The organism is Asanoa iriomotensis, from assembly GCF_016862515.1.
GTDB lineage: Bacteria > Actinomycetota > Actinomycetes > Mycobacteriales > Micromonosporaceae > Asanoa > Asanoa iriomotensis.
Window position 1 is genome coordinate 153,758 of sequence record NZ_BONC01000005.1, and the last position, 20,601, is coordinate 174,358.

Consider the following 20,601-nt stretch of genomic DNA (forward strand, 5'->3'; position numbering starts at 1 on the left):
GTGTTGAGGTGGTGAGTAGCGTCTCACCAACATCTATTTGGAAAGTTTCCTAACTAAAAGGAGACGCGCTATGAGAACCTCGGTGCGCCGGGCCGTCTGGGCCGGCGTCGCGGCGGTCGTGGTCGCCGCCGCCGTGCCCGTCGCCGCGGCATTCGGCGCCGGCACCGTCACCGCCACCTTCGCCGCGGCCTCCGACTGGGGCACCGGGCACGAGGTGCGGGTGACCGTGACCAACGGCTCGTCGGCGGCACTGTCGACCTGGCGAATCGAGTTCGACCTGCCGTCCGGCACCACGATGGGCAGCTTCTGGGACGCGGACGTGACCCGCACCGGCGACCACTACGTCGCCGTGAAGAAGAGCTGGATGGGTCCGCTGAACCCCGGCGCCTCGGTGAGCTGGGGCTACAACGGGACGGGCCCCTACCGCGCACCGCTGAACTGCACGATCAACGGCGCGTCCTGCTCGACCGGCACGACGCCGACGAACCCGCCGACGGGGAACCCGACGAGCACCCCGACCAACCCGCCGACGAGCAACCCGACGAACCCGCCGACCAACCCGCCGACCGGCGGCAAGAAGCTCATCGGCTACTTCGCCGAGTGGGGCGTCTACGCCCGCAACTACCACGTCAAGAACATCCACACGAGCGGCTCGGCGGCGAAGCTGACGCACATCCTCTACGCGTTCGGCAACACCACCGGCGGGCGGTGCACGATCGGCGACTCGTACGCCGACTACGAGAAGGCGTACACGGCGGCGGACAGCGTCGACGGCGTCGCGGACACCTGGGACCAGCCGCTGCGCGGCAACTTCAACCAGTTGCGCAAGCTCAAGCGGATGTACCCGCACCTCAAGGTGATCTACTCGATCGGCGGCTGGACCTGGTCGGGCGGCTTCACCCAGGCGGCGCAGAACCCGGCCGCGTTCGCCGAGTCCTGCTACCAGATGGTCGAGGACCCGCGCTGGGCCGACGTCTTCGACGGCATCGACATCGACTGGGAGTACCCGAACGCGTGTGGCCTGTCCTGTGACGCCAGCGGGCCCAACGCGTTCAAGAACGTGATGGCCGCGCTGCGCTCCCGGTTCGGGTCGTCCGCGCTGGTCACCGCCGCGATCACGGCCGACGGCTCGAACGGCGGCAAGATCGACGCGACCGACTACGCCGGTGCGGCGAACTCGGTCAACTGGTTCATGCCCATGACGTACGACTACTTCGGCGCCTTCGCGCCGCAGGGTCCGACGGCCCCGCACTCGCCGCTGACCTCGTACGCCGGCATCCCGACCGCGGGCTTCAACTCCGACGCGGCGATCCAGAAGCTCAAGAGCAAGGGCATCCCGGCGAGCAAGCTGCTGCTCGGCATCGGCTTCTACGGCCGCGGCTGGTCCGGGGTGACGCAGGAGGCGCCGGGCGGCAGCGCGACCGGTGCCGCGCCGGGCACCTACGAACAGGGCATCGAGGACTACAAGGTCCTCAAGAACACCTGCCCGGCGAACCGGACGATCGGCGGGACGGCGTACGCCAAGTGCGGTAGCAACTGGTGGAGCTACGACACCCCGAGCACCATCGGCGGCAAGATGTCGTACGCGAACGGCCAGGGTCTCGGCGGCGGCTTCTTCTGGGAGCTGTCCGGCGACACCTCCAACGGCGAGCTGATCTCGGCGATGAAGAACGGCCTGGGGTAACCCCCTTCGGTCGACGCAAAACCCCACGGGGAGCGGAGGGTCGGTCGATGGCCCTCCGCTCCTTTTCTCATGGGGGAAGATGTCCGGAGCGGTTGCTCGGCGCCGACGTCTCGGGTGGAGGCGCCACCAGGGCGCCGGCACCGGCTCCGAGGAGACGACGATGAAATACATGATCATGCTGGCCGGCTCGCAGCGTGACTTCGACATGATCACCGGCAACGGTCCCGACGGCGCCGCCTGGACTCCCGAGGACCTCGCCGCGCTGCACGAGTTCATGACCAAGTGGAACAACGAGCTCGTCGAGTCCGGCGAGTTCGTCGACGGGCAGGGCCTGGCCGCGCCGGTGCACACGCGCCGGATCACGCTGCGCGACGGTGCGCCCGTGGTGACGGACGGGCCGTACGCGGAGACCCAGGAGGTCCTCGCCGGCTACACGATCGTCGACTGCGCGAGCTTCGACCGCGCCACGGAGATCGCCGCGAAGCTGGCCGCCACCCCGCACCCGTCGGGCGCCCAGCTCGCCAACGAGTGGTACGTGGACGTGCGGCCGATCGCCGGGGCGCCCGAGTTCGGCTGATGGTGGACCCGCCGGGCGAGGACCTGCTGCGCGAGCTGGCGCCGCAGGTCCTCGGCGCGGTCGTCCGCCGCTACGGCCACTTCGACACGGCCGAGGACGCGGTGCAGGAGGCCCTGCTCGCCGCGGCCCGCCAATGGCCGGCCGAGGGCGTGCCCGACAACCCGCGCGCCTGGCTGATCCGGGTGGCCGCCCGCCGCCTCACCGACCTGCTGCGCGCCGACCAGGCCCGCCGCGGCCGCGAGGAGGTGGTCGCCGCGTGGCCGGTCCCGGCTCCCGGCCCGGCGACGGACGACTCGCTGGTGCTGCTGTTCATGTGCTGCCACCCGGCCCTGTCGCCGGCGTCGCAGATCGCGCTGACGCTGCGCGCGATCGGCGGCCTGACCACGGCCGAGGTGGCGCGGGCGTTCCTGGTCCCGGAGGACACCATGACCCGGCGGATCACCCGGGCCAAGAAGTCCATCAAGGACAGCGGCGTCCCGTTCGGCCTGCCGCCCGCCGCGGAGCGCGCGGCCCGGCTGACGGCGGTCCTGCACGTGCTGTACCTGACCTTCAACGAGGGCTACGTCGGCACGAGCGGCCCGACGCTGCAGCGGGTGGAGCTGTCGACGGAAGCGATCCGGCTGGCCCGGCTGGTGCACCGCCTGCTGCCGGACGACGCGGAGGTGACGGGCCTGCTGGCGCTGATGCTGCTCACGGACGCCCGCCGCGCCGCCCGCACGGCTCCCGACGGCACGCCGGTGCCGATGGACGAGCAGGACCGGTCGCGCTGGCACCAGAATCAGATCGCCGAGGGCGTGGAGCTGATCTCGTCGGCGCTACCCCGCGGCGACGCGGGCCCGTACCAGATCCAGGCGGCGATCGCGGCCCTGCACGACGAGGCCGCGCACCCGTGGGACACGGACTGGCCGCAGATCATGCTGCTGTACGAGGTCCTCCTGACCCATTCCGACAACCCGGTGGTGGCCCTGAACCACGCGGTCGCGGTGGCGATGGTGCACGGCCCGGCGGCGGGCCTGGCCCTGCTGGACCCGCTGGGCAAGGACGACCGCCTGACCGCGGACCACCGCTGGCACACGGCCCGCGCCCACCTGCTGGAGCTGGCAGGCGACCGCGAGGCGGCCCGCGCCGCCTACCTGACCGCGGCGGCCAGGGCCACCAGCCCACCCCAGCAGCGCTACCTGCACCGCCGCGCCGCCCGCGTCGCGGGGTAGCGCTCGCTGGCATACTCGCCGCATGAAGGGTGTGACCATCGGAGACGTCGCCGCGGCGTCCGGGGTCAGCCCGACCACGGTCTCGCACGTCTTCAGCGGTCGCCGGCCCATCAACGCCACGACCCGGCAGCACGTCGAAGAGGTCGCCCGCCGGCTCGGCTATCGGCCCAACGGAGTGGCGCAGAGCCTGCGCACCCGGCGCACCAACACCGTCATGGTCGTGGTCCCCGACATCACGAACCCGTTCTATCCGGACTTCGCCCGTGGCGTTCAGGACGTCGTCGGGCCGGCCGGCTATCACTGCCTGTTCTGCAACACCGACGCGCGCGAGGCCGAGGAGCTCGCGCTGCTCGAGGTCGCGATGTCCCGCCGGCTCGACGGGCTGATCTTCAACGGCTTCCGGGTGCCCGACTCCGAACTGCTGCCGGTGACCGAGGCGGGCCTGGCCGTGGTGAACCTCGGCAGCGTTCCTCTGCCCGACTCGACGATCGACAGTGTCTGTTTCGAGAATCCGCCCGCGATCGCCGAGGCGACCCGGTTCCTGGTCGAACGCTACGGTCCGTCGATCGCGTTCATCTACGCGGAGGCCGAGGCGCGGGTCGGCAAGGTGCGGCGAGCCGGCTTCGAGGAGGCGTGCCGGGAACTGGGCGTGCGGCTCGGCCCGGACGACGTCGTGCTCACCGAGTTCACCCGCGACGGTGGTGTGGAGGGCATGCGCCGCCTGCTCGACCGGCCCGACCCGCCTCGCTCGGTGCAGTGCGCCAACGACATGATCGCGTTCGGGGCGATGGACGTGGCCAGAGAACGCGGCCTGCGAATCCCCGAGGACGTCGCGATCGTCGGCTTCGACGACGTGTTCCCGGCGACCCTCGTCAGCCCGCGGCTGACGACGGTGCGCACCGACGCCCGGCGGTTCGGTGCCGAGGCCGGGCGGCTGCTGCTGAGCCGGATGACCGGTGAGTACGACGGCGCCGGCCGCCACGTCGTCATTCCGCACGAACTGGTGGTCCGCGAGTCCGCCTGACAAGTTCGTGTCTCGCTGACTCTTGACACCTCTCGATCTCGGCGGGCAGAGTCACCGCTCACAGCGAGCGCCAGCTTCCAAATGTTTGCGCAAATCCTTTTGCGCAAATGCATTTGCATCCGCCCCGGACCGCTCTTAGACGAGGGGACCATGCACGACCCACTGAGCTCCTTCGACCTTGTCCACGACGAGCTCGACCAGGCACGAGAGACCGGGCACCTGGTCGACGACCTCGCCGCCGAGCTCGCGACCCTCGATCCGGGCGACAGCGTCGCGCTCGAGGCGCTCTACGTCCGGGTGCTCGCCGCGCCGCGCGGCACGGACTGGCCCTACGAGGAGCCGGAGGGCCTCGATGCGATCCTGGCGAGCCTGCCGGCGGCACCTCGCGGGCCGGTCGGCGCCGGGTTGACCGGGGCCACGCTGGCGGACAAGGTGCGGGGCGGGTGGCTCGGCCGGATCGCCGGCTGCAACCTCGGCAAGCCGGTCGAGAACGGCGCCCATTGGACCTCGGCCCACCTGCGCGACTACCTGGAGCGGGCCGGCGCCTACCCGCTGCGCGACTACCTCCCGGTCCTCGACCCGATGCCGGCGGAGTTCGTGCTGCGGGAGAACTGGGAGTCGACGACCCGGGGCCGGGTGAGGGGCTCCGACCGCGACGACGACATCGACTACGCGATCCTCGGCCTGCACCTGCTGGAGCAGCACGGCGCCGCGCTCACCCCGCACGACGTCGCGAACGCGTGGCTCACGCTGCTGCCCTACCTGCAGACGTACACCGCCGAGCGGGCCACCTACCGGAGCCTGTTGAGCGGCGTGCCGGTCGAACTGGCCGCGTCGACCCGCAACCCTTACCGGGAGTGGATCGGCGCCCTGATCCGCGGCGACGCGTTCGGCTGGACCAACCCGGGCCGGCCGCGCGACGCGATCCGGCTCGCCTACCAGGACGCGTCGCTGTCGCACACCGGCAACGGCGTTTACGGCGAGCTGTGGGCCGCGGCGATCGTGGCGAGCGCGTTCACCGCCGGCACCGTGCGGGAGGCGTACGACCACGCCCTGCACTTCGTCCCGCCGGGCTCGCGGCTGCACGAGGCGCTGGCCGCCGTGCGCGACCTGCGCGACTCGGGCGTGACCTGGGACGTCGCGCTGGTCACGATCCAGGAGCGTTGGGGGCACTACAGCTGGGTCCACACCGTCAACAACGCCGCGGTGATCGCGGCCGGGTTGCTGTGGGGCGAGGACGACTACGCGACCACGGTCGGCCTGACCGTGCAGGGCGGCTGGGACACCGACTCCAACGGGGCCACCGCCGGCTCCGTCGTCGGCGTCGTGCTGGGCGCGGACCGCCTGCCGGAGCACTTCGTCGGGCCGTTGGAGGACCGCACCCGGTCGGCCCTCTTCGGCTACGACAACTCGCTGATCTCCGAACTGGCGCGCCGCACGCTGGCCCTGACGAAGGTGGACCGATGATCCCGTCCCGCCCGCGCTATCACGTCACCGCGCCGACCAACTGGCTCAACGATCCGAACGCCCCGCTCTACTGGGACGGCGAGTACCACCTGTACTACCAGCACAACCCCGACGCACCCGTCTGGGGGCTGATGCGCTGGGGGCACGCCGTCTCGACGGACCTCGTGCACTGGACGGACCGGGGCATCGCCATGCGGCCGACCCCGGGCGGCCCGGACGCGGGCGGCTGCTTCTCCGGCAACGCCCGGATCGTCGACGGGCAGCCGGTCGTGTTCTACACCGGCGTCACCGGGACCGGCTACCCGCACCGGCAGGTGCAGTTGCGGGCCGTCGCCGACGGGAGCCTCGACCGGTTGCGCCTGGAGCCGGCGACCCCGGTCGTGCCCGCCGCCACACCCGAGCAGGGAACCCGTCACCAGCGCGACCCGTTCCTGGTCCGCTACGCCGACCGCTGGATCATGGTGCTCGGCACCGGGCTCAGGACCGACGAGCCGGGCGGCCGCGGCGCGATCGTCGCGTACGAGTCGACCGACACGTTCGAGTGGACCTACCGGGGCGTCGTCTACTCGAAGGCGGGCGGCGGCCCCGGGCTCGACACCGGGCCCGTCTGGGAATGCCCGGTGCTCGTCCAGGTGGACGGCGCGTGGGTGCTGATCGTCTCCGCACAACTGCCCCTCAAGGCCGGCGTCCTGTGTCCGTACGCGCTGTGGTTCGTCGGCGACTTCGACGGAGAGCGGTTCACACCGACCTCGACCGGGCGGATGGACGCCGGCGACGTGTTCTACGCGCCCACGGTCACCGAGGGCGTGCCGGACGGCCGGACGCTGCTGTTCGGCTGGCTGCAGGACGACCGGAGCTGGGTGGCCGAGGGGTTCGCCGGGGCGCTCAGCCTGCCCCGCGAGCTGTCGGTCGTGGACGGGCGGCTGCTCATGCGCCCGGCCGCCGAGGTGGCCGAGCTCTTCGGCTCGCCGATCGTCGACGCCGACGCGATCACGGTCGCGCCCGGCGTGCCGCGTCTGCTCGCGGACGGCGTCCCGGCCACCTATCGGTTGCGGTTCGAGGTCGGGTCCGGCACGACTCACGCCGGCGCCGTGCTCGGCCGTGACGCGAACGGCGCCGAGGTCTGGGTCGGGGTGAGCGGCGGCCGCCTGGTCGCCGGTGCCGTCGGTCCGGACGGCCTCGTCGAACGCCACGGCGTCGATCTGGCCGGCGGTGACACCACCGTCACCGTCCACGTTGACCACTCCATCGTCGAGGTCTTCGCGACGACGGCCGTGCTGACCTTCCGGGTCCACCCGGACATCGACTCCACCGACGGCGTCCGACTGGTCGCCGAGGACGTCACCACCACCTTCCGCCGCGTCGCCTTCGCCGTCGCGGCGCTCTGACCACCCGTACCCCAAATGCATTTGCACGAGAGGAGTCAGACATGCGAGCCAAGGGCGTTGGAGCCCTCATAGCGGTCACGGCACTCGCCCTCACGGGGTGCCAGGAGAGCAGCGCGCCGGTCGACCCCGACCAGATCGGCGGCACCGTCACCCTCTGGTATCTGGAGGACCCGGTGCCGGAGTTCCTCGAAGCGGTCAAGGCCGGCTTCGAGGACAAGTACCCCGGGACCAAGGTGGAGATGACCGAGGTGCCCGAGGACGGCTTCGTCACCAAGATCGACACGGCGTTGCTCGCCAAGGAGCCGCCGGACGTCGCCTTCATCTACGAGTCACGGTGGATGAAGGCCGGCAGCGTCATGAAGCTCGACGACGTCATCAACGCGCAGGGCATCGACACCGCCAACATGAACCAGGTCGCGCTCAGCGAGTGCGAGCTGGACGGACACCTCTACTGCCTCGGCTCGCTGACCGGCTCGGTCGTCCTCCTCTACAACAAGGACCTCTTCGACAAGGCCAAGGTCGCCTACCCGCCGGCGGACAAACCGATGACCATCGACGAGTACGACGCGATGGCGCGGCAGTTGCAGGCCGCACTCGGCAAGGACGTCTACGGCGGGTCCGTCGGGTCGCCCTACACCTGGGCCGGCCGGCTGACCCACTTCAGCGAGGACGGCCGAAAGGTCGACGGCTTCGCCAACGACCCCTCCACCCTCCACCTGTACGACGTCCTCGGGAAGCTCTCGCGCGACAAGGTGTCGCCGACGGCCGCCGAGGAGGAACTGACGCCCCGCCACGACCTGCTCGGCAGCGGCAAGGCGGCGATGGCCGTCACGGACTTCGAGATCGGTGCCAAGACCCTCGAGGCGGCCGGCGCCCGCTGGGGTGCCGCACCACCGCCGGTGGAGAAGGCCGGCGACGACTCGTTCGTCTTCGTCGGCACCGACAAGTACGGCGCGTTCACCGACTCGAAGAACCCCGCGACGGCGAAGGCGCTCGTCGCCTACATCGGCACCGAGGGCAGCAAGATCCGGGCGGAGAAGACCGACCAGCCGCCGCTGGACGCCACGATGCTCCAAGCGTGGGCCGGCACGAACGAGTCCCGCCAGGAGGTCGTCAAGGTCCTCTCCACGAGCACGAAGCCGGGCCTGTTCGTCCCCGGGTTCTGGGAGGTCACCTCGACGTTGAGCGACATCTACGCCCAGATCCTCGCCGGTGAGACGGACACGAGCGCGATACAGAAAGAGGCTCCCGAGCTCCAGAAGAAGCTCGACCGGGAATGGGAGACCTGGGAGAACATCAAATGACGGCCGGGGTGGCGGCGACCGTCCCGCCGGCTTCGCCGCCACCCGCGGCACGTCCTGAGCCGAGGCGCCGCCGGACCGCGTCGCAGCGGCGGGAGGCTCGCGCCGGCCTGCTGTTCGCCAGCCCGTGGCTGATCGGCATGCTCACCTTCACCGTCGGGCCGATCGTCGCCTCGGTCGTCATCAGCCTGACCGACTGGAGCCTCGCCTCGCCGCCGACGTTCGTCGGCGTCGACAACTACGCGGACATGTTCGCGAGCCGCGACTTCCGCAACTCGGTCACGGTCACCCTGACCTACGTGCTGATCGGCGTGCCGCTGTTCCAGGTCGCCGGGCTCGCGCTCGCGCTGCTGCTCAACCTCAAGCTGCCCGGGATCCGGATCTTCCGCACGATCATGTTCCTGCCAGCCGTGCTCAGCGGGGTCGCGGTCGCCGTGCTGTGGGTGCAACTGCTGCGCCCGGAGGGCGCGGTCAACAACACGCTGCGGTTCTTCGGCATCGACGACCCGCCCGGCTGGCTGGCGAGCCCGGACTGGGCGGTGCCCGCGGTGGTCCTCATCGGACTGTGGAGCATCGGCACCGGCGCGATCATCTACCTCGCCGGGCTGCAGAACGTGCCGCCGGAGCTCTACGAGGTCGCGCGGATCGACGGCGCCGGGCCGGTGCGGGCCTTCTTCAGCATCACCCTGCCGATGATCACACCGACGCTGCTGTTCACGTTGCTCAACGGCATCATCGGCGCGTTCCAGGTCTTCGACATCGCCTACGTGCTCGGCGGCAGCCGCGGCGGCAGCGGCGGGTCGCTCTCCTTCTACCTGCTCTACCTGTGGAACGAGGGCTTCCGCAACGGTCGGTTCGGCTACGCCTCCGCGCTGGCCTGGGTCTTCGTGCTGGTCGCGGCCGTCCTGATCGTCACGATCCTGAAGACGTCGAACCGGTGGGTCCACGACGAGTCCGAGGAGAAGCCATGACGTCCGTGCGACTGGTCCGCAAGACGGTGTCCACGTCGGCGGCCTACGTCCTGCTGCTGGCGCTCAGCTTCACGATCCTGCTGCCGCTCGGCTGGATGCTCACCGTCGCCCTCAAACCTGACTTCGCACCGGTCTTCACGCAGCCGACGCAGTGGTTCCCCACCGGCGACTGGCACTGGGAGAACTTCGGCCGCGCGTTGACCGACCCGTCGCGGCCGTTCCTGCGCTACACGATGAACACGCTGGTGATCGTCGCGCTCAACATCGTCGGCACGATCATCTCCTGCTCGCTCGTCGGCTATGCCTTCGCGCGGCTGCGGTTCCGGGGACGGGAGTTCCTCTTCGGCATCCTCATCGTCACGCTGCTGATCCCGTGGCACGTCCTGCTGATCCCGCAGTTCCTGATGTACTTCAAGCTCGGTTGGTACGGCACGATCCTGCCCCTGGTCGTGCCCGCGTTCTTCGGCAACGCGTTCTACATCTTCCTCATCCGCCAGTACATCCGGACTCTGCCGCGCGAGCTGGAACTCGCGGCCACCGTGGACGGTTGCAACCACTTCCAGGTGTTCTGGCACATCATCCTGCCGCTCATCCGGCCGGTGCTCGCGGTGTGCGTGGTCTTCTCGTTCCTCAGCTCGTGGAACGACCTGCTCGGTCCGTTGATCTACCTGTTACGCAACGAGGACTACACGGTCGCGATCGGGATGGCCAACATGGTCTCGCGCGCCAACCCCAAACTGAACCTGCTGATGGCCGCGAACCTGATCATGATGATTCCGGCGATCGTCCTCTACTTCGTGGCACAGGACAAGCTCGTCGGCGGCATCGCCTCGGTCGGCATCAAGGGCTGACCGTCCGGTAGGCCGCCAGCCGCGCGCAGGTGACGAAGACGCGTGGGCCGTACTCGCCGTGCGAGCCCGTCCCGATCAGCCGCAGCCCGGTCGCGGTGACCGGCGCGGCGAGCACGACCTCGAAGACCTCGCCGGCGCGCAGGCCGCCGTTGTCAGCGGCCGTGGTGTCCGGATAGCCGTCCACGGTGGCGATGGTGGCCCACTGTCCCTGGCCGGTGCGGGCCTCGATCCGGGGCGGGCCGGCCGACGTGTCGAACCATCCGCCGTGCACCAGCGAGCGGCCGTGCGCGACGACGACCCGGTCGAAGGTGGCGGGGCGGTCGAGGTCGAGCGCGAACCACTGCTCCTCGCCGGCCGGCCCGACGTCGGTCGCGGCGAACGCGGCCGGGTCGTAGTCGGCCACCGACCCCTTCCCGAGGCTGCCGGAGCTGCGCGACTCGATCGCGCCGTGCAACACCGACAGGTCTTCGCCGCCGGGGGCATGCGCCAGCCACACCCGGGTCGGGCCGCCGTCGGCGCCGAGGTCGGCGAAGGGTGCGAGCACCGCGGTCCGCTGCCCGCCCGGTGCCAGGCGGTTGTCGACCCGCCACGCCGACGGGTCCCTGGTGACCGGGCCGAAGTCGTGGCCGTCGAAGACGTCGAAGGCCGTCGGCTGCGGGCCGTCGGCGCGGTACGCGAGCACCAGCGGCCCCCAACCCAGCGCGACCCGCGACGCGTTCCATCCGGTGCCCGCGACGGTGTGCGCGCCGAGACCGAAGCGGACGGTGATCCGCTCACCGCCCTGCCATTCGCGGGTCGGCAGCACGAACCAGCCGTCCGCCTCGGCCGCCCCGTCGACGTGGAAGCCGTCGGCCCACGGCGGGCGCCGCAGCCGCACCGAGAAGGTGGCCGGGCGGTCGAGGTCGAGCGTGAGCACGGCGCCGCCGTCGAACGGCACGGCGCTCGCCAGCGTCACCCTGACCGCGCGCCCGTCCAGCTCGACCGTGGCCGCCGCGTCCTGGTAGAGCGAGACCACCAGCTCGTCGCGCTCCGCCGCGACCGCGAACACCGAGGCGGCGCCGGTGGCCACGCCGCGCGGGCCGCTGGAGACGCAGCAGCTGATGCCGGGGCCGTAGTCGCGGTAGCCGTCGAGCGGGGTGTAGTAGGACCAGCCCGAGCCGTCGGGGAGCTGCGCCGCCCGCAGGTGGTTGAAGAGGGTCCGTTCGATCTCGTCCGCGAACACGCACTCGCCGGTGAGCGCGAACAGTTGCCGGGTCAGGTGCAACCAGGTGACGGTGACACAGGTTTCGCCCATGTGCACCGACGTCGAGTCGGGCAGCTCGTCCGGCCGGTGGAAGTGTTCGCCGAAGCTCGCCGTGCCCGTGATGTACCGGTGGTGTGCCACGACGTCGTGCCAGGCGCGGACGGCGGCGGTGAAGTGCCGGTCGTCGCCGGAGATCCGGGCCAGCTCGACGAGGCCGACGATGTTCGACAGCATCTCGTAGGCCTTGCCGTTGCCGACCTCGCTGACCCGCCCGCTGTCCAGCAACGTGGAGAGCACCCGCGGGCCGTTCGGCTGGTCCCACGCCGCGACGATGTGCTCCGCGAACGCCAGGTAGCGGGGATCGCCGGTGTGCCGATGCAGGAGCACGACGGGTTCGAGGACGCTGGTCGCCGCCATCCCGGTGTGGGTGCCGGCGGCGATGATGTCCTGACTCCCGGTCTGGAACGTCGCGACGAGCAGGTCGCCGGCCTTGCGGGCGGCGTCGAGCGCCCGCCGCTCGCCGGTGTGTGCGTAGTAGCTCAGCAGGCCGACGAGGGCGTACTTGTGCACCCAGACGTCCCAGTCGGATCGGGGGTCGGGGTGGGTGCCCAGCCGGGTGCCGGCGGCGTAGGTGCCGAGGTAGCCGTCGTCCTCCTGGCTCGCGATCAGCACGGTCACCGCCTCGTCGAGCTTGGCCCGCAACCGGTCGTCGCCGGTCGCAGCCCAGGTCAGCGCTGCGGCGTCGAGCCATTTACCGATGTGCTCGCCGATCCACGGGTGCTCGCCCGGCCGGCTCCGGAAGCCGGCGAGCAGCGGGGCCAGGTCGACCGCGAGCAGCCGGCGCAGATTTCCCGCGACCCGCTCGCCCAGGTAGGACTCCGGCGCGAGGCCGGTCGAGGTGACCGGCTCGAACAGGTCGGGCCGCCCGGCGGGAACGACCCAGGAAAGTCTTCTCATCGAGCGCCCTCGCCAGTTTCCAAATCGGTTTGCATGCCGGTTGTGGAGGAAGCTAGGCCGCCGCGCCGCCGCGTGTCAACGGTCGCGGAATACGTTCGACAGGACCGGCGTTCCTTCGTACCGTGATGGTCATGTTCTTCAGCAGCCCCGCGCGGCCCGCAGGTTTCCTCCTGCGTTGTGCCGCCGACGGCGCTGATCTCTGACCCCTTCCCGCAGCAGCAGAACCCGCGGGTAGGGGTTGGTCCCGGCCCGGTTCTGGCGCGGAGTCTTCTGTCATCAAGGCCCTTAACGCGGCCCCGACGCGGGGTGGCGCCCGCCCGCGCACGTCTCCAACCGCCTCCTTGCATCCAGTTCTGGAGGACTGAACCAACCATGGCGAAGAGCCAGTTCATACGCACGAAGCCGCACCTCAACATCGGGACGATGGGGCACGTCGACCACGGGAAGACGACCCTGACCGCCGCCATCACGAAGGTGCTCGCCGAGGCCGACCCGGCAACCAACCGGTTCGTCGCCTTCGACGGCATCGACCGTGCGCCGGAGGAGATCGTCCGGGGCATCACCATCAACATCGCTCACGTCGAGTACGAGACGGCGACGCGGCACTACGCCCACGTCGACATGCCCGGCCACGCCGACTACGTGAAGAACATGATCACGGGTGCGGCGCAGGTCGACGGCGCGATCCTGGTCGTGTCGGCGCTCGACGGTGCGATGCCGCAGACCCGGGAGCACGTGCTGCTCGCCCGCCGGGTCGGCGTGCCGTACCTGGTGGTGGCGCTCAACAAGGCCGACGCCGTCGAGGACGCGGAGCTGCTCGACCTGGTCGAGCTCGAGGTCCGGGAGCTGCTCTCCGAGTACGGCTTCCCGGGCGACGAGGTGCCCGTGGTGCGGGTGTCCGCGTTGAAGGCGCTCGAGGGTGACCCCGGCTGGACGAAGTCCATCGTGGACCTCCTCGACGCGGTCGACCGGTACGTCCCGGTGCCGCCGCGGGCCGTCGACGAGCCGTTCCTGATGCCCATCGAGAGCGTGCTGACGATCTCCGGGCGGGGCACGGTGGTCACCGGCGCGATCGAGCGGGGCACGCTGAAGGTCGGCGACCCGGTCGAGGTCGTCGGGCTCGGTGACACCCTGACCACGGTGGCGACCGGGCTCGAGACGTTCGGCAAGTCGCTGGTGACGGCCGAGGCCGGTGACAACGCGGCGATCCTGCTCCGCGGCGTCAAGCGCGACCAGATCCAGCGCGGTCAGGTCGTGGCGGCGCCCGGGTCGGTCGCGCCGCACCGCCGGTTCGCCGCGCGGCTGCACGCGCTGACCGCGGCCGAGGGTGGGCGGCACACGCCGTTCTTCGCCAACTACCGGCCCCAGTTCTACTTCCGGACCACCGACGTGGCCGGGGCGATCGAGCTGGGGGAGGGGGTCACGATGGTGCTGCCCGGTGACACGGTCGACCTGACCGTCGAGCTGAGCCGCCCGGTGGCCATGCACGTCGGGCTCGGTTTCGCCGTCCGCGAGGGCGGCCGCACCGTCGCCGCGGGCACGGTCACCGAGATCCTGTAAGTAAGGAACGGACCGTTGTTGACGCTATGCGTCAACAACGGTCCGTTCCTTTCACGGCGCCAGGCGGAACGGCGGATAGCGGTCCGTGACCAGCGTGAACGCGTACGCCGTGACCCGGTTCTGCCAGCGCAGCACCCCTTCGACGTAGTCGAACAGCGGCCGCGGGTAGCGCCCGGTGAACAGGATCGCGAACCACGTGATCACCACCGCGACCACGGCGCCGATGTGCAGGAAGAACAGCACGACGTAGTGCGGGACCGCGAGCAGCCACTTGACGATCGGCAGGAACCGGTTGAGCGTCCCGCCGGGATAGAGGTAGTCGAGCCGCACCGACTGCTGGTCGTCGGTGGCCGGGTAGCGGTCGTCCATCAGCGCGAAGTAGACGGTCACCCGGTTGGCGAACCGCTGCAGCTCCAGGTTCCAGTCGAACCACCAGCGCGGGTACTTCTTCCGGAACAGGATCATCAGCAGCGGCCCGAAGAACAGCACACCGCCGAAGCCGTACGCGACGTTCTGGGCGTGGTTGCCGTTGTCGCCGCCCCACTGGCCCCACTCGGCGCCACCGCTGTAGACGGTGCCGAGCACGATCACGATCGGGATGATCGTGAACAGGCGGAAGAAGCTGGTCAGCCGGTTGAGCGGTCGGTCGGGATAGGCCACGGAGAAATTCACCGGGTACGGCGGTGGAGCGGTCGGTTGCATCGGCGCGTCCCCTCCGTACCAGCAAATGACCTGTATGAACATCTTGCGGGTTTTAATCCGCTTTGGGGCACGAATGGGAATCCCGTTCAGCGCCCGACAAGGAATGTGTGCCAGACTCACGAACCGTGTTGAACCGACGTCGCGCGCTGGCCGTCGCGAGCCTGACCGCGGCCCTGGCACTGGGTGGCTGCACGCTCGCCGACAAGATCGTCGGCGCGGACCCGGTCCCGGTCGACGAGAGCCCGCAGAAGGCCCGCGCCCACGTCGAGTCCTACCTGGCCGCCATGGCCAAGCGGGACGCGGCCGCCGGCCGCAAGCTGCTCTGCCCGACGCTGGCCGGCACGTTCGACAAGACCGCCAAGGGCGAGGGCGGCGACTTCAACCCCAAGACCAAGGTGTCCGGTGGCCTGGTGACCGACGTCCGGGCCGAGGGCGAGGGCCAGAAGGTGACCGCTGCGATGCTCGTCACGCCCGCGGGTGGCGAGCGGACGCCGGTCAGCGTCGCGTTCCTCGTGACCAACATCGATACCGGCTGGTGCATCGCCGCCGAGGAGACGGCCGTGGTGCTGCCGTCGATGCCCGCCGCGCCCAGCCCCACACCTTCCCAGTGAGCGGACAGCCGTAGTCTTGCGGGCATGCGCCAAGAGTGGCATCAGCTGAGCTACCCAGGAGTGGCCAGCCTCGGTCCGCAGACCTCCCGGCCGGCGGCCGACTCCGCCGAAGACCAGGCGCTCGGTCTGGACCACTGGCGTGACCTGCCCCGCGACCAGATGCCGCCGTGGCCGGACATGAAGGTGGTCGCCGAGGTCTGCCAGGTCCTCGACAACGTCCCGTCCGTGGTCGCGCCCTACGAGGTCGACCAGCTCCGCGAGCGGCTCGCGCTGGTCTGCGACGGCCAGGCGTTCCTGCTGCAGGGCGGCGACTGCGCCGAGACCTTCGTGGACAACACCGAGAGCCACCTGCTCGCCAACGCCCGCACGCTGCTGCAGATGGCGGTCGTGCTGACCTACGGCGCCTCGCTGCCCGTGGTCAAGGTGGCCCGGGTGGCCGGGCAGTACACGAAGCCCCGCTCGTCGGCGACCGACGCGCTCGGGCTGCCGGCCTACCGCGGCGACATGATCAACTCGCTGGAGACGACGCCGGCCGCGCGCGTCGCAGACCCGCAGCGGATGATCCGGGCCTACGCCAACTCGGCCGCAGCGATGAACATGCTCCGGGCCTACCTCTCCGGCGGGCTGGCCGACCTGCACGCCGTACACGACTGGAACAAGGGTTTCGTCCGTGAGTCGCCGGCCGGCGAGCGCTACGAGGCGATCGCCCGCGAGATCGACCGGGCGCTGGCCTTCATCCGGGCCTGCGGGATGACCGACGACGAGGCGCTGCGCACGGTCACCCTCTACTGCTCGCACGAGGCGCTCGCGCTGGAATATGACCGCGCGCTGACCCGGGTCTCCGACAACAAGGCCTACGGGCTGTCCGGGCACTTCCTCTGGATCGGCGAGCGCACCCGGCGGATCGACGGGGCGCACGTCGACTTCCTGTCGCGGCTGGTCAACCCGATCGGCGTCAAGCTCGGCCCGACCACCACGCCCGACCAGGCGCTCGAGCTGTGCGAGAAGCTCAACCCGGGCAACGTGCCGGGCCGGCTCACGCTCGTCGCCCGGATGGGCAACCATCGGGTACGCGACGCGCTGGCCCCGATCGTCGACAAGGTCACGGCGGCCGGCGCCAAGGTGGTCTGGCAGTGCGACCCGATGCACGGCAACACGCACGAGTCCTCCAACGGCTACAAGACCCGCCACTTCGACCGGATCGTCGACGAGGTGCTGGGCTACTTCGAGGTGCACCGCTCGCTGGGCACCCACCCCGGCGGCCTGCACGTGGAGCTGACCGGCGAAGACGTGACCGAGTGCCTGGGCGGCGCCCAGGGCATCGAAGACCTCGACCTGCCCGGCAGGTACGAGACGGCCTGTGACCCCCGGCTCAACACCCAGCAGTCACTGGAGTTGGCCTTCCTCGTTGCGGAGATGCTGCGTGGCTGAGTTCGTGGACCTGCGGTCCGACACCGTCACCCAACCGTCGGAGGGCATGCGCGCCGCCATGGCGTCGGCCCGCGTCGGCGACGACGTCTACGGCGAGGACCCGACGATCAACGCCCTCGAGGCGTCGGTCGCCGCGCTGTTCGGCCACGAGGCGGCGCTGTTCGCGCCGACCGGGTCGATGGCCAACCAGATCGCGATCCAGATCTCGGTGCCGCCGGGCGAGGAACTGCTCTGCGACGCGGACGCGCACGTGGTGACCTACGAGATCGGCGCGGCCGCGGCCATCGGCGGCATCTCCACCCGCACCTGGGGTCCCGTCGGCGCCGACGTCGACCCCGACGTGGTGATCGACATGATCCGGCCGGCCGGCGGCTACCACGCGGTGCCGACCCGGGCGATCGCCGTCGAGCAGACCCACAACCGCGGCGGCGGCGGGGTGATCCCGCTGTCCACGCTGGAGACCCTGCGCGCGGCGGCCACCGACGCCGGGCTGGCCCTGCACTGCGACGGCGCCCGGATCTGGCACGCCCACGTGACTGACGGCGTGCCGCTGCGCACCTATGGCGCGCTCTTCGACACCATGTCGGTCTGCCTCTCGAAGGGCCTCGGCGCCCCGGTCGGCTCGCTGGTCGTCTCCTCGGCGGCCAACATCGAGCGCGCCCGCGTGCTCCGCAAGCGGATGGGTGGTGGCATGCGCCAGGCCGGCGTGCTCGCCGCCGCTGGCAGTTACGCGCTGGAGCACAACATCGCGCGGCTCGCGGAGGACCACGCGAAGGCGGCCCGGCTGGCCGAGGCGCTGGCCCCGTTCGGCGTGGTGGCCGGCGCGGTGCGCACCAACATCGTCCCGCTCGACCTGCGCAAGTCACCGCTCGACGCGCACGCCCTGGCGGCGGCCGCCCGCGAGCGTGGCGTGCTGGTCTCGGTGCTCGGCCCGCGGCTGGCCCGCCTGGTCACCCACATGGACGTCGACGACGCCGCCATCGACCGCGCCGTCGAGGTGCTGCCGGAGATCTTTCGACGCTGACAGGATCGCGTGCTTTGCTGAATGGAGCACGCCCCTGACCTGACCCGGTTCGGGGGAGCGACGGTTCGGCGGAGGTTGCCATGGCCACCACGGGCCTGTGGCGCCAGTCCGCCTGGGCCTTCTTCGCGATCGAGGGCGCTCTGATCCTCGCCGCGTTGATTTCGGGTGCCCCCATGCTGACCGCGATCGCCGCGGTCGCCGCCGTCGTGGTCTCGGTCGTCGTCCTGATTGCCCGCCGGCCGCCCCGGGCCGCTGCCTGGTGGTCGTTGACCGTGGCATCCGGGTCCGTGAGCCTCTCCCGGGTGACGGTCGCGGCCGGCAACCGGCCGGTCGCGCTGGACCGGGGCCTGGCCTACGGAGACATTCGCGCCCTGATCCTGTACCCGGCGCTGGTGATCGGGCTGCTGGTGCTCGGCGGAACCGGCGCGCTCGCCGATACCCTCGATGCCTCGGTGGCCACGCTCGGCATCTTCGTCCTGCTCTGGTTGCTATTGCTACACGGCAGTCTCGTGCCGGAGGGGACCCAGCTCGCGGTCGCCGCCCTGCGCCCCATCGGCGTCTCTCTGGTCGTGGGGGCGCTGGTGCGGCTGTTGTTCCTGGTGAATCCCCGGGCGCCCACCGTGCGCCTGGTGGTGGCCAGCGTGATCTGCGCGTTGCTGGCGTCCGTCGCGGTGATCGGAGCGCGAGCCGGCTACCGCATCGAGGGCACCCAGGCGAACACCGGCCTGTTCGCGACGCTCTTCTGCGTCCTTCTCGCCGCCGCCCTGGTGCATCCCTCCTCGAGGACCTCGTTGACCCGCGCGCGGACCAACAGCCGGCGGCTGCGCCGGGGACGCGTCATCATGTTCGTCGGGCTGACCCTGCTGGGCCCGCTCGCCTGGTCGCTCGCGGTCGCGATCGGCCGATTCGATCCGGGGTCGCCGGCCGACTTCGGCCCGCCGGTGCTGGCCGGCGCGGTCATCTCGCTGTTGCTGCTGTGGCGGCTGGCACTCGTGGCGCGGGTCGCCGACCGGCGGGCCGAACAGCTCGGTGTGGCCGTCGGCGAACTGCAGGGGCTGCAGGCGGAGCTGTCCTACCGGGCGGCGCACGACCCGCTGACCGGGCTGGCGAACCGGTCGGTGCTGTCGGAGCGGTTGACCGCGCTGCCGCGAGGCGGGCCGCACGCGCTGCTGCTGATCGACCTCGACGGTTTCAAGGAGATCAACGACTCGCTCGGTCACCCGGCTGGCGACGAGTTGCTGGTCGCGGTCGGGCGGCGGCTGACCCGGCTGGCACCCGTCGGCAGCACGCTGGTCCGGCTCGGTGGCGACGAGTTCGCCGTGCTGCTGCCGGAGACCGACGAAGCCGCCGCGATGGCCTTCGGGGCCGCGGTGTGCGGCCGGCTGCGGCTGCCCTATCCGTCGGCGCACGGTTCCCTCGCGGTCAGCGCCAGCGTCGGCGTCACCGCGGGGGCGCTGGGTGCGCGTGATCCGGCAGAGGTGCTCCGGGAGGCCGACGTCGCGCTCTATTCGGCGAAGGAGGCCGGCAAGGACCGGGTGGCGCCGTACCGGTCGGGCCGCACGCCGCTGCGGCGGCGGGTCCGGCAGCGGCCGCGCTGAGCGCGCTCAGTCCAGCTCGGCCATCAGTTTGCCGCCGCGGTCGGTGAGGCGGTAGACGACGGCGCGGCCGACCCGGGCGCCGGCGACGACGCCGGCTTCGCGGAGCACGGCCAGGTGGGTGCTGACGGTGCCGAGCGAGACCTCCAGGGTGTACGCGAGCTGCGTGCTGGTCGCCGGCCGGCGCAGCTCGCGGAGCACCCGGGCGCGGCCCGGGCCGAGCAGCGTGGCGAGCGCGTCGCCGGCCGGGTCGGTGAGCTCCGCGGCGGGACCGCGGGCCGGGTAGACGAGCGCGTACAGGGGCGGGCGTTCGCAGGTCCACGCGCCGACGCCCGTTGTCTTGGGCACGAACACCAGCCCCTCGTCGGTGATCCAGCGGTCCGGGTAGTCCTGGTCGCTGAACCGGATCGCGTCGTCGCCGACCCAGACGGAGTGGCGGGTCATGTTCCGCACGGTCTCCTTCCAGCCGTAGGCGGCGAGTAGCCCGGCGCGGTGCATGATGTCGCGTTCCAGCAGCGCCCGGCGGCGGGGCCAGTCCGGCTCGACGAACCGGCGCCAGCCCTCGGCGAGCGCGGTCGCCACCTTGGGGCCGAGGCCGGTGGTGTCCAGCCAGGCGGTGTCCTGCGGTTCCCAGGCTTTGGCGACCGCGTCCGCGACCGTCGCCCGGGTCTCCTCGTCGCTGAACGCGGCGACCGCCGCGAGCTCGTCGCGCAGCCGGGTGCCGGTGCCGCCGGTCGGTGGGACCGCGACCAGGTCGGGCAGGAACTTCGTCGCCGAGACCAGGTGCATCAGCCCGGTCGCGAACGGGTCGCCGGCCAGCCAGGCCCGGTAGCCGGGCCGGTGGCGTTCGTGCCAGTCGCGCAGCCACGGCTCGGGTGCGGGCCGGTGCAGGGTGATCAGGGCGCCGAGCGTCTCCGCCAGCGGGGACAGGGCGAACCGGCAGCGGGACAGCGCGGTGGGTGTGAGCCGCAGGAGAGTCATCGTTACGCCTTTCGCCGCAAGGT

17 protein-coding genes are annotated in these 20,601 nt (G+C 71.1%); 14 read left to right on the top strand and 3 right to left on the bottom strand.

What is annotated here, in order from left to right; all coding sequences use genetic code 11:
- The first annotated feature begins 70 nt into the window (after positions 1 to 70).
- The 9 genes from Air01nite_RS06120 (at position 71) to Air01nite_RS06160 (ending at position 10,474) form a co-directional block, all read left to right on the top strand.
- Positions 71 to 1,684: a glycosyl hydrolase family 18 protein gene (locus tag Air01nite_RS06120; protein WP_203700843.1), complete on the top strand. Its 1,614-nt coding sequence runs from the start codon at positions 71 to 73 to the stop codon at positions 1,682 to 1,684.
- Between the two features lie 160 nt (positions 1,685 to 1,844).
- Positions 1,845 to 2,261: a YciI family protein gene (locus Air01nite_RS06125; RefSeq protein ID WP_203700844.1), complete on the top strand. Its 417-nt coding sequence runs from the start codon at positions 1,845 to 1,847 to the stop codon at positions 2,259 to 2,261.
- Positions 2,261 to 3,472 carry an RNA polymerase sigma factor gene (locus Air01nite_RS06130; protein WP_203700846.1) on the top strand — a complete coding sequence of 404 codons (1,212 nt, stop codon included), beginning with the start codon at positions 2,261 to 2,263 and terminating at the stop codon, positions 3,470 to 3,472. The genes Air01nite_RS06125 and Air01nite_RS06130 overlap by 1 nt, the downstream gene beginning before the upstream one ends.
- A gap of 22 nt (positions 3,473 to 3,494) precedes the next feature.
- The gene (locus tag Air01nite_RS06135) at positions 3,495 to 4,496 is read left to right on the top strand and encodes a LacI family DNA-binding transcriptional regulator (RefSeq protein ID WP_203700848.1); all 1,002 of its coding nucleotides are present in this window, start codon (positions 3,495 to 3,497) and stop codon (positions 4,494 to 4,496) included.
- 150 nt (positions 4,497 to 4,646) lie between these two features.
- Positions 4,647 to 5,963, top strand: coding sequence for an ADP-ribosylglycohydrolase family protein (locus tag Air01nite_RS06140; protein ID WP_203700850.1), 1,317 nt, complete (start codon positions 4,647 to 4,649; stop codon positions 5,961 to 5,963).
- Positions 5,960 to 7,351, top strand: a complete 1,392-nt coding sequence (locus Air01nite_RS06145) for a glycoside hydrolase family 32 protein (protein WP_203700851.1) — start codon at positions 5,960 to 5,962, stop codon at positions 7,349 to 7,351. Before Air01nite_RS06140 ends, Air01nite_RS06145 begins: the two co-directional genes overlap by 4 nt.
- 41 nt (positions 7,352 to 7,392) lie before the next feature.
- Complete coding sequence (locus Air01nite_RS06150) at positions 7,393 to 8,655, top strand: ABC transporter substrate-binding protein (protein WP_203700853.1); 1,263 nt, start codon at positions 7,393 to 7,395, stop codon at positions 8,653 to 8,655.
- A complete protein-coding gene (locus Air01nite_RS06155; RefSeq protein ID WP_203700855.1) occupies positions 8,652 to 9,623 on the top strand; it encodes a carbohydrate ABC transporter permease in 972 nt (323 codons plus the stop codon). Before Air01nite_RS06150 ends, Air01nite_RS06155 begins: the two co-directional genes overlap by 4 nt.
- The gene (locus tag Air01nite_RS06160) at positions 9,620 to 10,474 is read left to right on the top strand and encodes a carbohydrate ABC transporter permease (protein ID WP_203700857.1); all 855 of its coding nucleotides are present in this window, start codon (positions 9,620 to 9,622) and stop codon (positions 10,472 to 10,474) included. Before Air01nite_RS06155 ends, Air01nite_RS06160 begins: the two co-directional genes overlap by 4 nt.
- Here Air01nite_RS06160 and Air01nite_RS06165 read toward each other — a convergent pair.
- Positions 10,464 to 12,674 carry a beta-L-arabinofuranosidase domain-containing protein gene (locus tag Air01nite_RS06165; RefSeq protein WP_203700858.1) on the bottom strand — a complete coding sequence of 737 codons (2,211 nt, stop codon included), beginning with the start codon at positions 12,672 to 12,674 and terminating at the stop codon, positions 10,464 to 10,466. The genes Air01nite_RS06160 and Air01nite_RS06165 overlap by 11 nt on opposite strands.
- 372 nt (positions 12,675 to 13,046) lie before the next feature.
- On the opposite strand from Air01nite_RS06165, the gene tuf reads away from it, so the two are divergent.
- A complete protein-coding gene (tuf, locus tag Air01nite_RS06170) occupies positions 13,047 to 14,234 on the top strand; it encodes an elongation factor Tu (RefSeq protein WP_203700860.1) in 1,188 nt (395 codons plus the stop codon).
- A gap of 51 nt (positions 14,235 to 14,285) precedes the next feature.
- Here the strand turns inward: tuf and Air01nite_RS06175 are convergent, their stop codons facing one another.
- Positions 14,286 to 14,936 (bottom strand): DUF4389 domain-containing protein, encoded by a 651-nt coding sequence (locus Air01nite_RS06175; RefSeq protein WP_203700862.1) that lies wholly within the window; start codon positions 14,934 to 14,936, stop codon positions 14,286 to 14,288.
- A 125-nt stretch (positions 14,937 to 15,061) separates the two neighbouring features.
- On the opposite strand from Air01nite_RS06175, the gene Air01nite_RS06180 reads away from it, so the two are divergent.
- The 4 genes from Air01nite_RS06180 (at position 15,062) to Air01nite_RS06195 (ending at position 19,600) form a co-directional block, all read left to right on the top strand.
- Entirely contained in the window at positions 15,062 to 15,547 is a 486-nt protein-coding gene (locus tag Air01nite_RS06180; protein ID WP_203700864.1) for a hypothetical protein, read from the top strand.
- A gap of 24 nt (positions 15,548 to 15,571) precedes the next feature.
- Positions 15,572 to 16,978, top strand: a complete 1,407-nt coding sequence (locus Air01nite_RS06185; protein ID WP_203700865.1) for a class II 3-deoxy-7-phosphoheptulonate synthase — start codon at positions 15,572 to 15,574, stop codon at positions 16,976 to 16,978.
- A complete protein-coding gene (locus Air01nite_RS06190) occupies positions 16,971 to 18,002 on the top strand; it encodes a threonine aldolase family protein (protein ID WP_203700866.1) in 1,032 nt (343 codons plus the stop codon). The genes Air01nite_RS06185 and Air01nite_RS06190 overlap by 8 nt, the downstream gene beginning before the upstream one ends.
- Before the next feature lie 80 nt (positions 18,003 to 18,082).
- Positions 18,083 to 19,600, top strand: coding sequence for a GGDEF domain-containing protein (locus tag Air01nite_RS06195; protein ID WP_203700867.1), 1,518 nt, complete (start codon positions 18,083 to 18,085; stop codon positions 19,598 to 19,600).
- Positions 19,601 to 19,606: 6 nt separating this feature from the next.
- Here Air01nite_RS06195 and Air01nite_RS06200 read toward each other — a convergent pair whose 3' ends face one another.
- On the bottom strand, positions 19,607 to 20,578 hold the full coding sequence (locus Air01nite_RS06200) for an ArsR/SmtB family transcription factor (RefSeq protein ID WP_203700868.1): 972 nt from the start codon (positions 20,576 to 20,578) through the stop codon (positions 19,607 to 19,609).
- Positions 20,579 to 20,601 lie beyond the last annotated feature (23 nt).

Coding starts and splice junctions, on each gene's coding strand:
- Air01nite_RS06120 (WP_203700843.1), top strand. CDS start 71: ATGAGAACCTCGGTGCGCCGGGCCGTCTGGGCCGGCGTCGCGGCGGTC.
- Air01nite_RS06125 (WP_203700844.1), top strand. CDS start 1,845: ATGAAATACATGATCATGCTGGCCGGCTCGCAGCGTGACTTCGACATG.
- Air01nite_RS06130 (WP_203700846.1), top strand. CDS start 2,261: ATGGTGGACCCGCCGGGCGAGGACCTGCTGCGCGAGCTGGCGCCGCAG.
- Air01nite_RS06135 (WP_203700848.1), top strand. CDS start 3,495: ATGAAGGGTGTGACCATCGGAGACGTCGCCGCGGCGTCCGGGGTCAGC.
- Air01nite_RS06140 (WP_203700850.1), top strand. CDS start 4,647: ATGCACGACCCACTGAGCTCCTTCGACCTTGTCCACGACGAGCTCGAC.
- Air01nite_RS06145 (WP_203700851.1), top strand. CDS start 5,960: ATGATCCCGTCCCGCCCGCGCTATCACGTCACCGCGCCGACCAACTGG.
- Air01nite_RS06150 (WP_203700853.1), top strand. CDS start 7,393: ATGCGAGCCAAGGGCGTTGGAGCCCTCATAGCGGTCACGGCACTCGCC.
- Air01nite_RS06155 (WP_203700855.1), top strand. CDS start 8,652: ATGACGGCCGGGGTGGCGGCGACCGTCCCGCCGGCTTCGCCGCCACCC.
- Air01nite_RS06160 (WP_203700857.1), top strand. CDS start 9,620: ATGACGTCCGTGCGACTGGTCCGCAAGACGGTGTCCACGTCGGCGGCC.
- Air01nite_RS06165 (WP_203700858.1), bottom strand. CDS start 12,674: ATGAGAAGACTTTCCTGGGTCGTTCCCGCCGGGCGGCCCGACCTGTTC.
- tuf (WP_203700860.1), top strand. CDS start 13,047: ATGGCGAAGAGCCAGTTCATACGCACGAAGCCGCACCTCAACATCGGG.
- Air01nite_RS06175 (WP_203700862.1), bottom strand. CDS start 14,936: ATGCAACCGACCGCTCCACCGCCGTACCCGGTGAATTTCTCCGTGGCC.
- Air01nite_RS06185 (WP_203700865.1), top strand. CDS start 15,572: ATGCGCCAAGAGTGGCATCAGCTGAGCTACCCAGGAGTGGCCAGCCTC.
- Air01nite_RS06195 (WP_203700867.1), top strand. CDS start 18,083: ATGGCCACCACGGGCCTGTGGCGCCAGTCCGCCTGGGCCTTCTTCGCG.
- Air01nite_RS06200 (WP_203700868.1), bottom strand. CDS start 20,578: ATGACTCTCCTGCGGCTCACACCCACCGCGCTGTCCCGCTGCCGGTTC.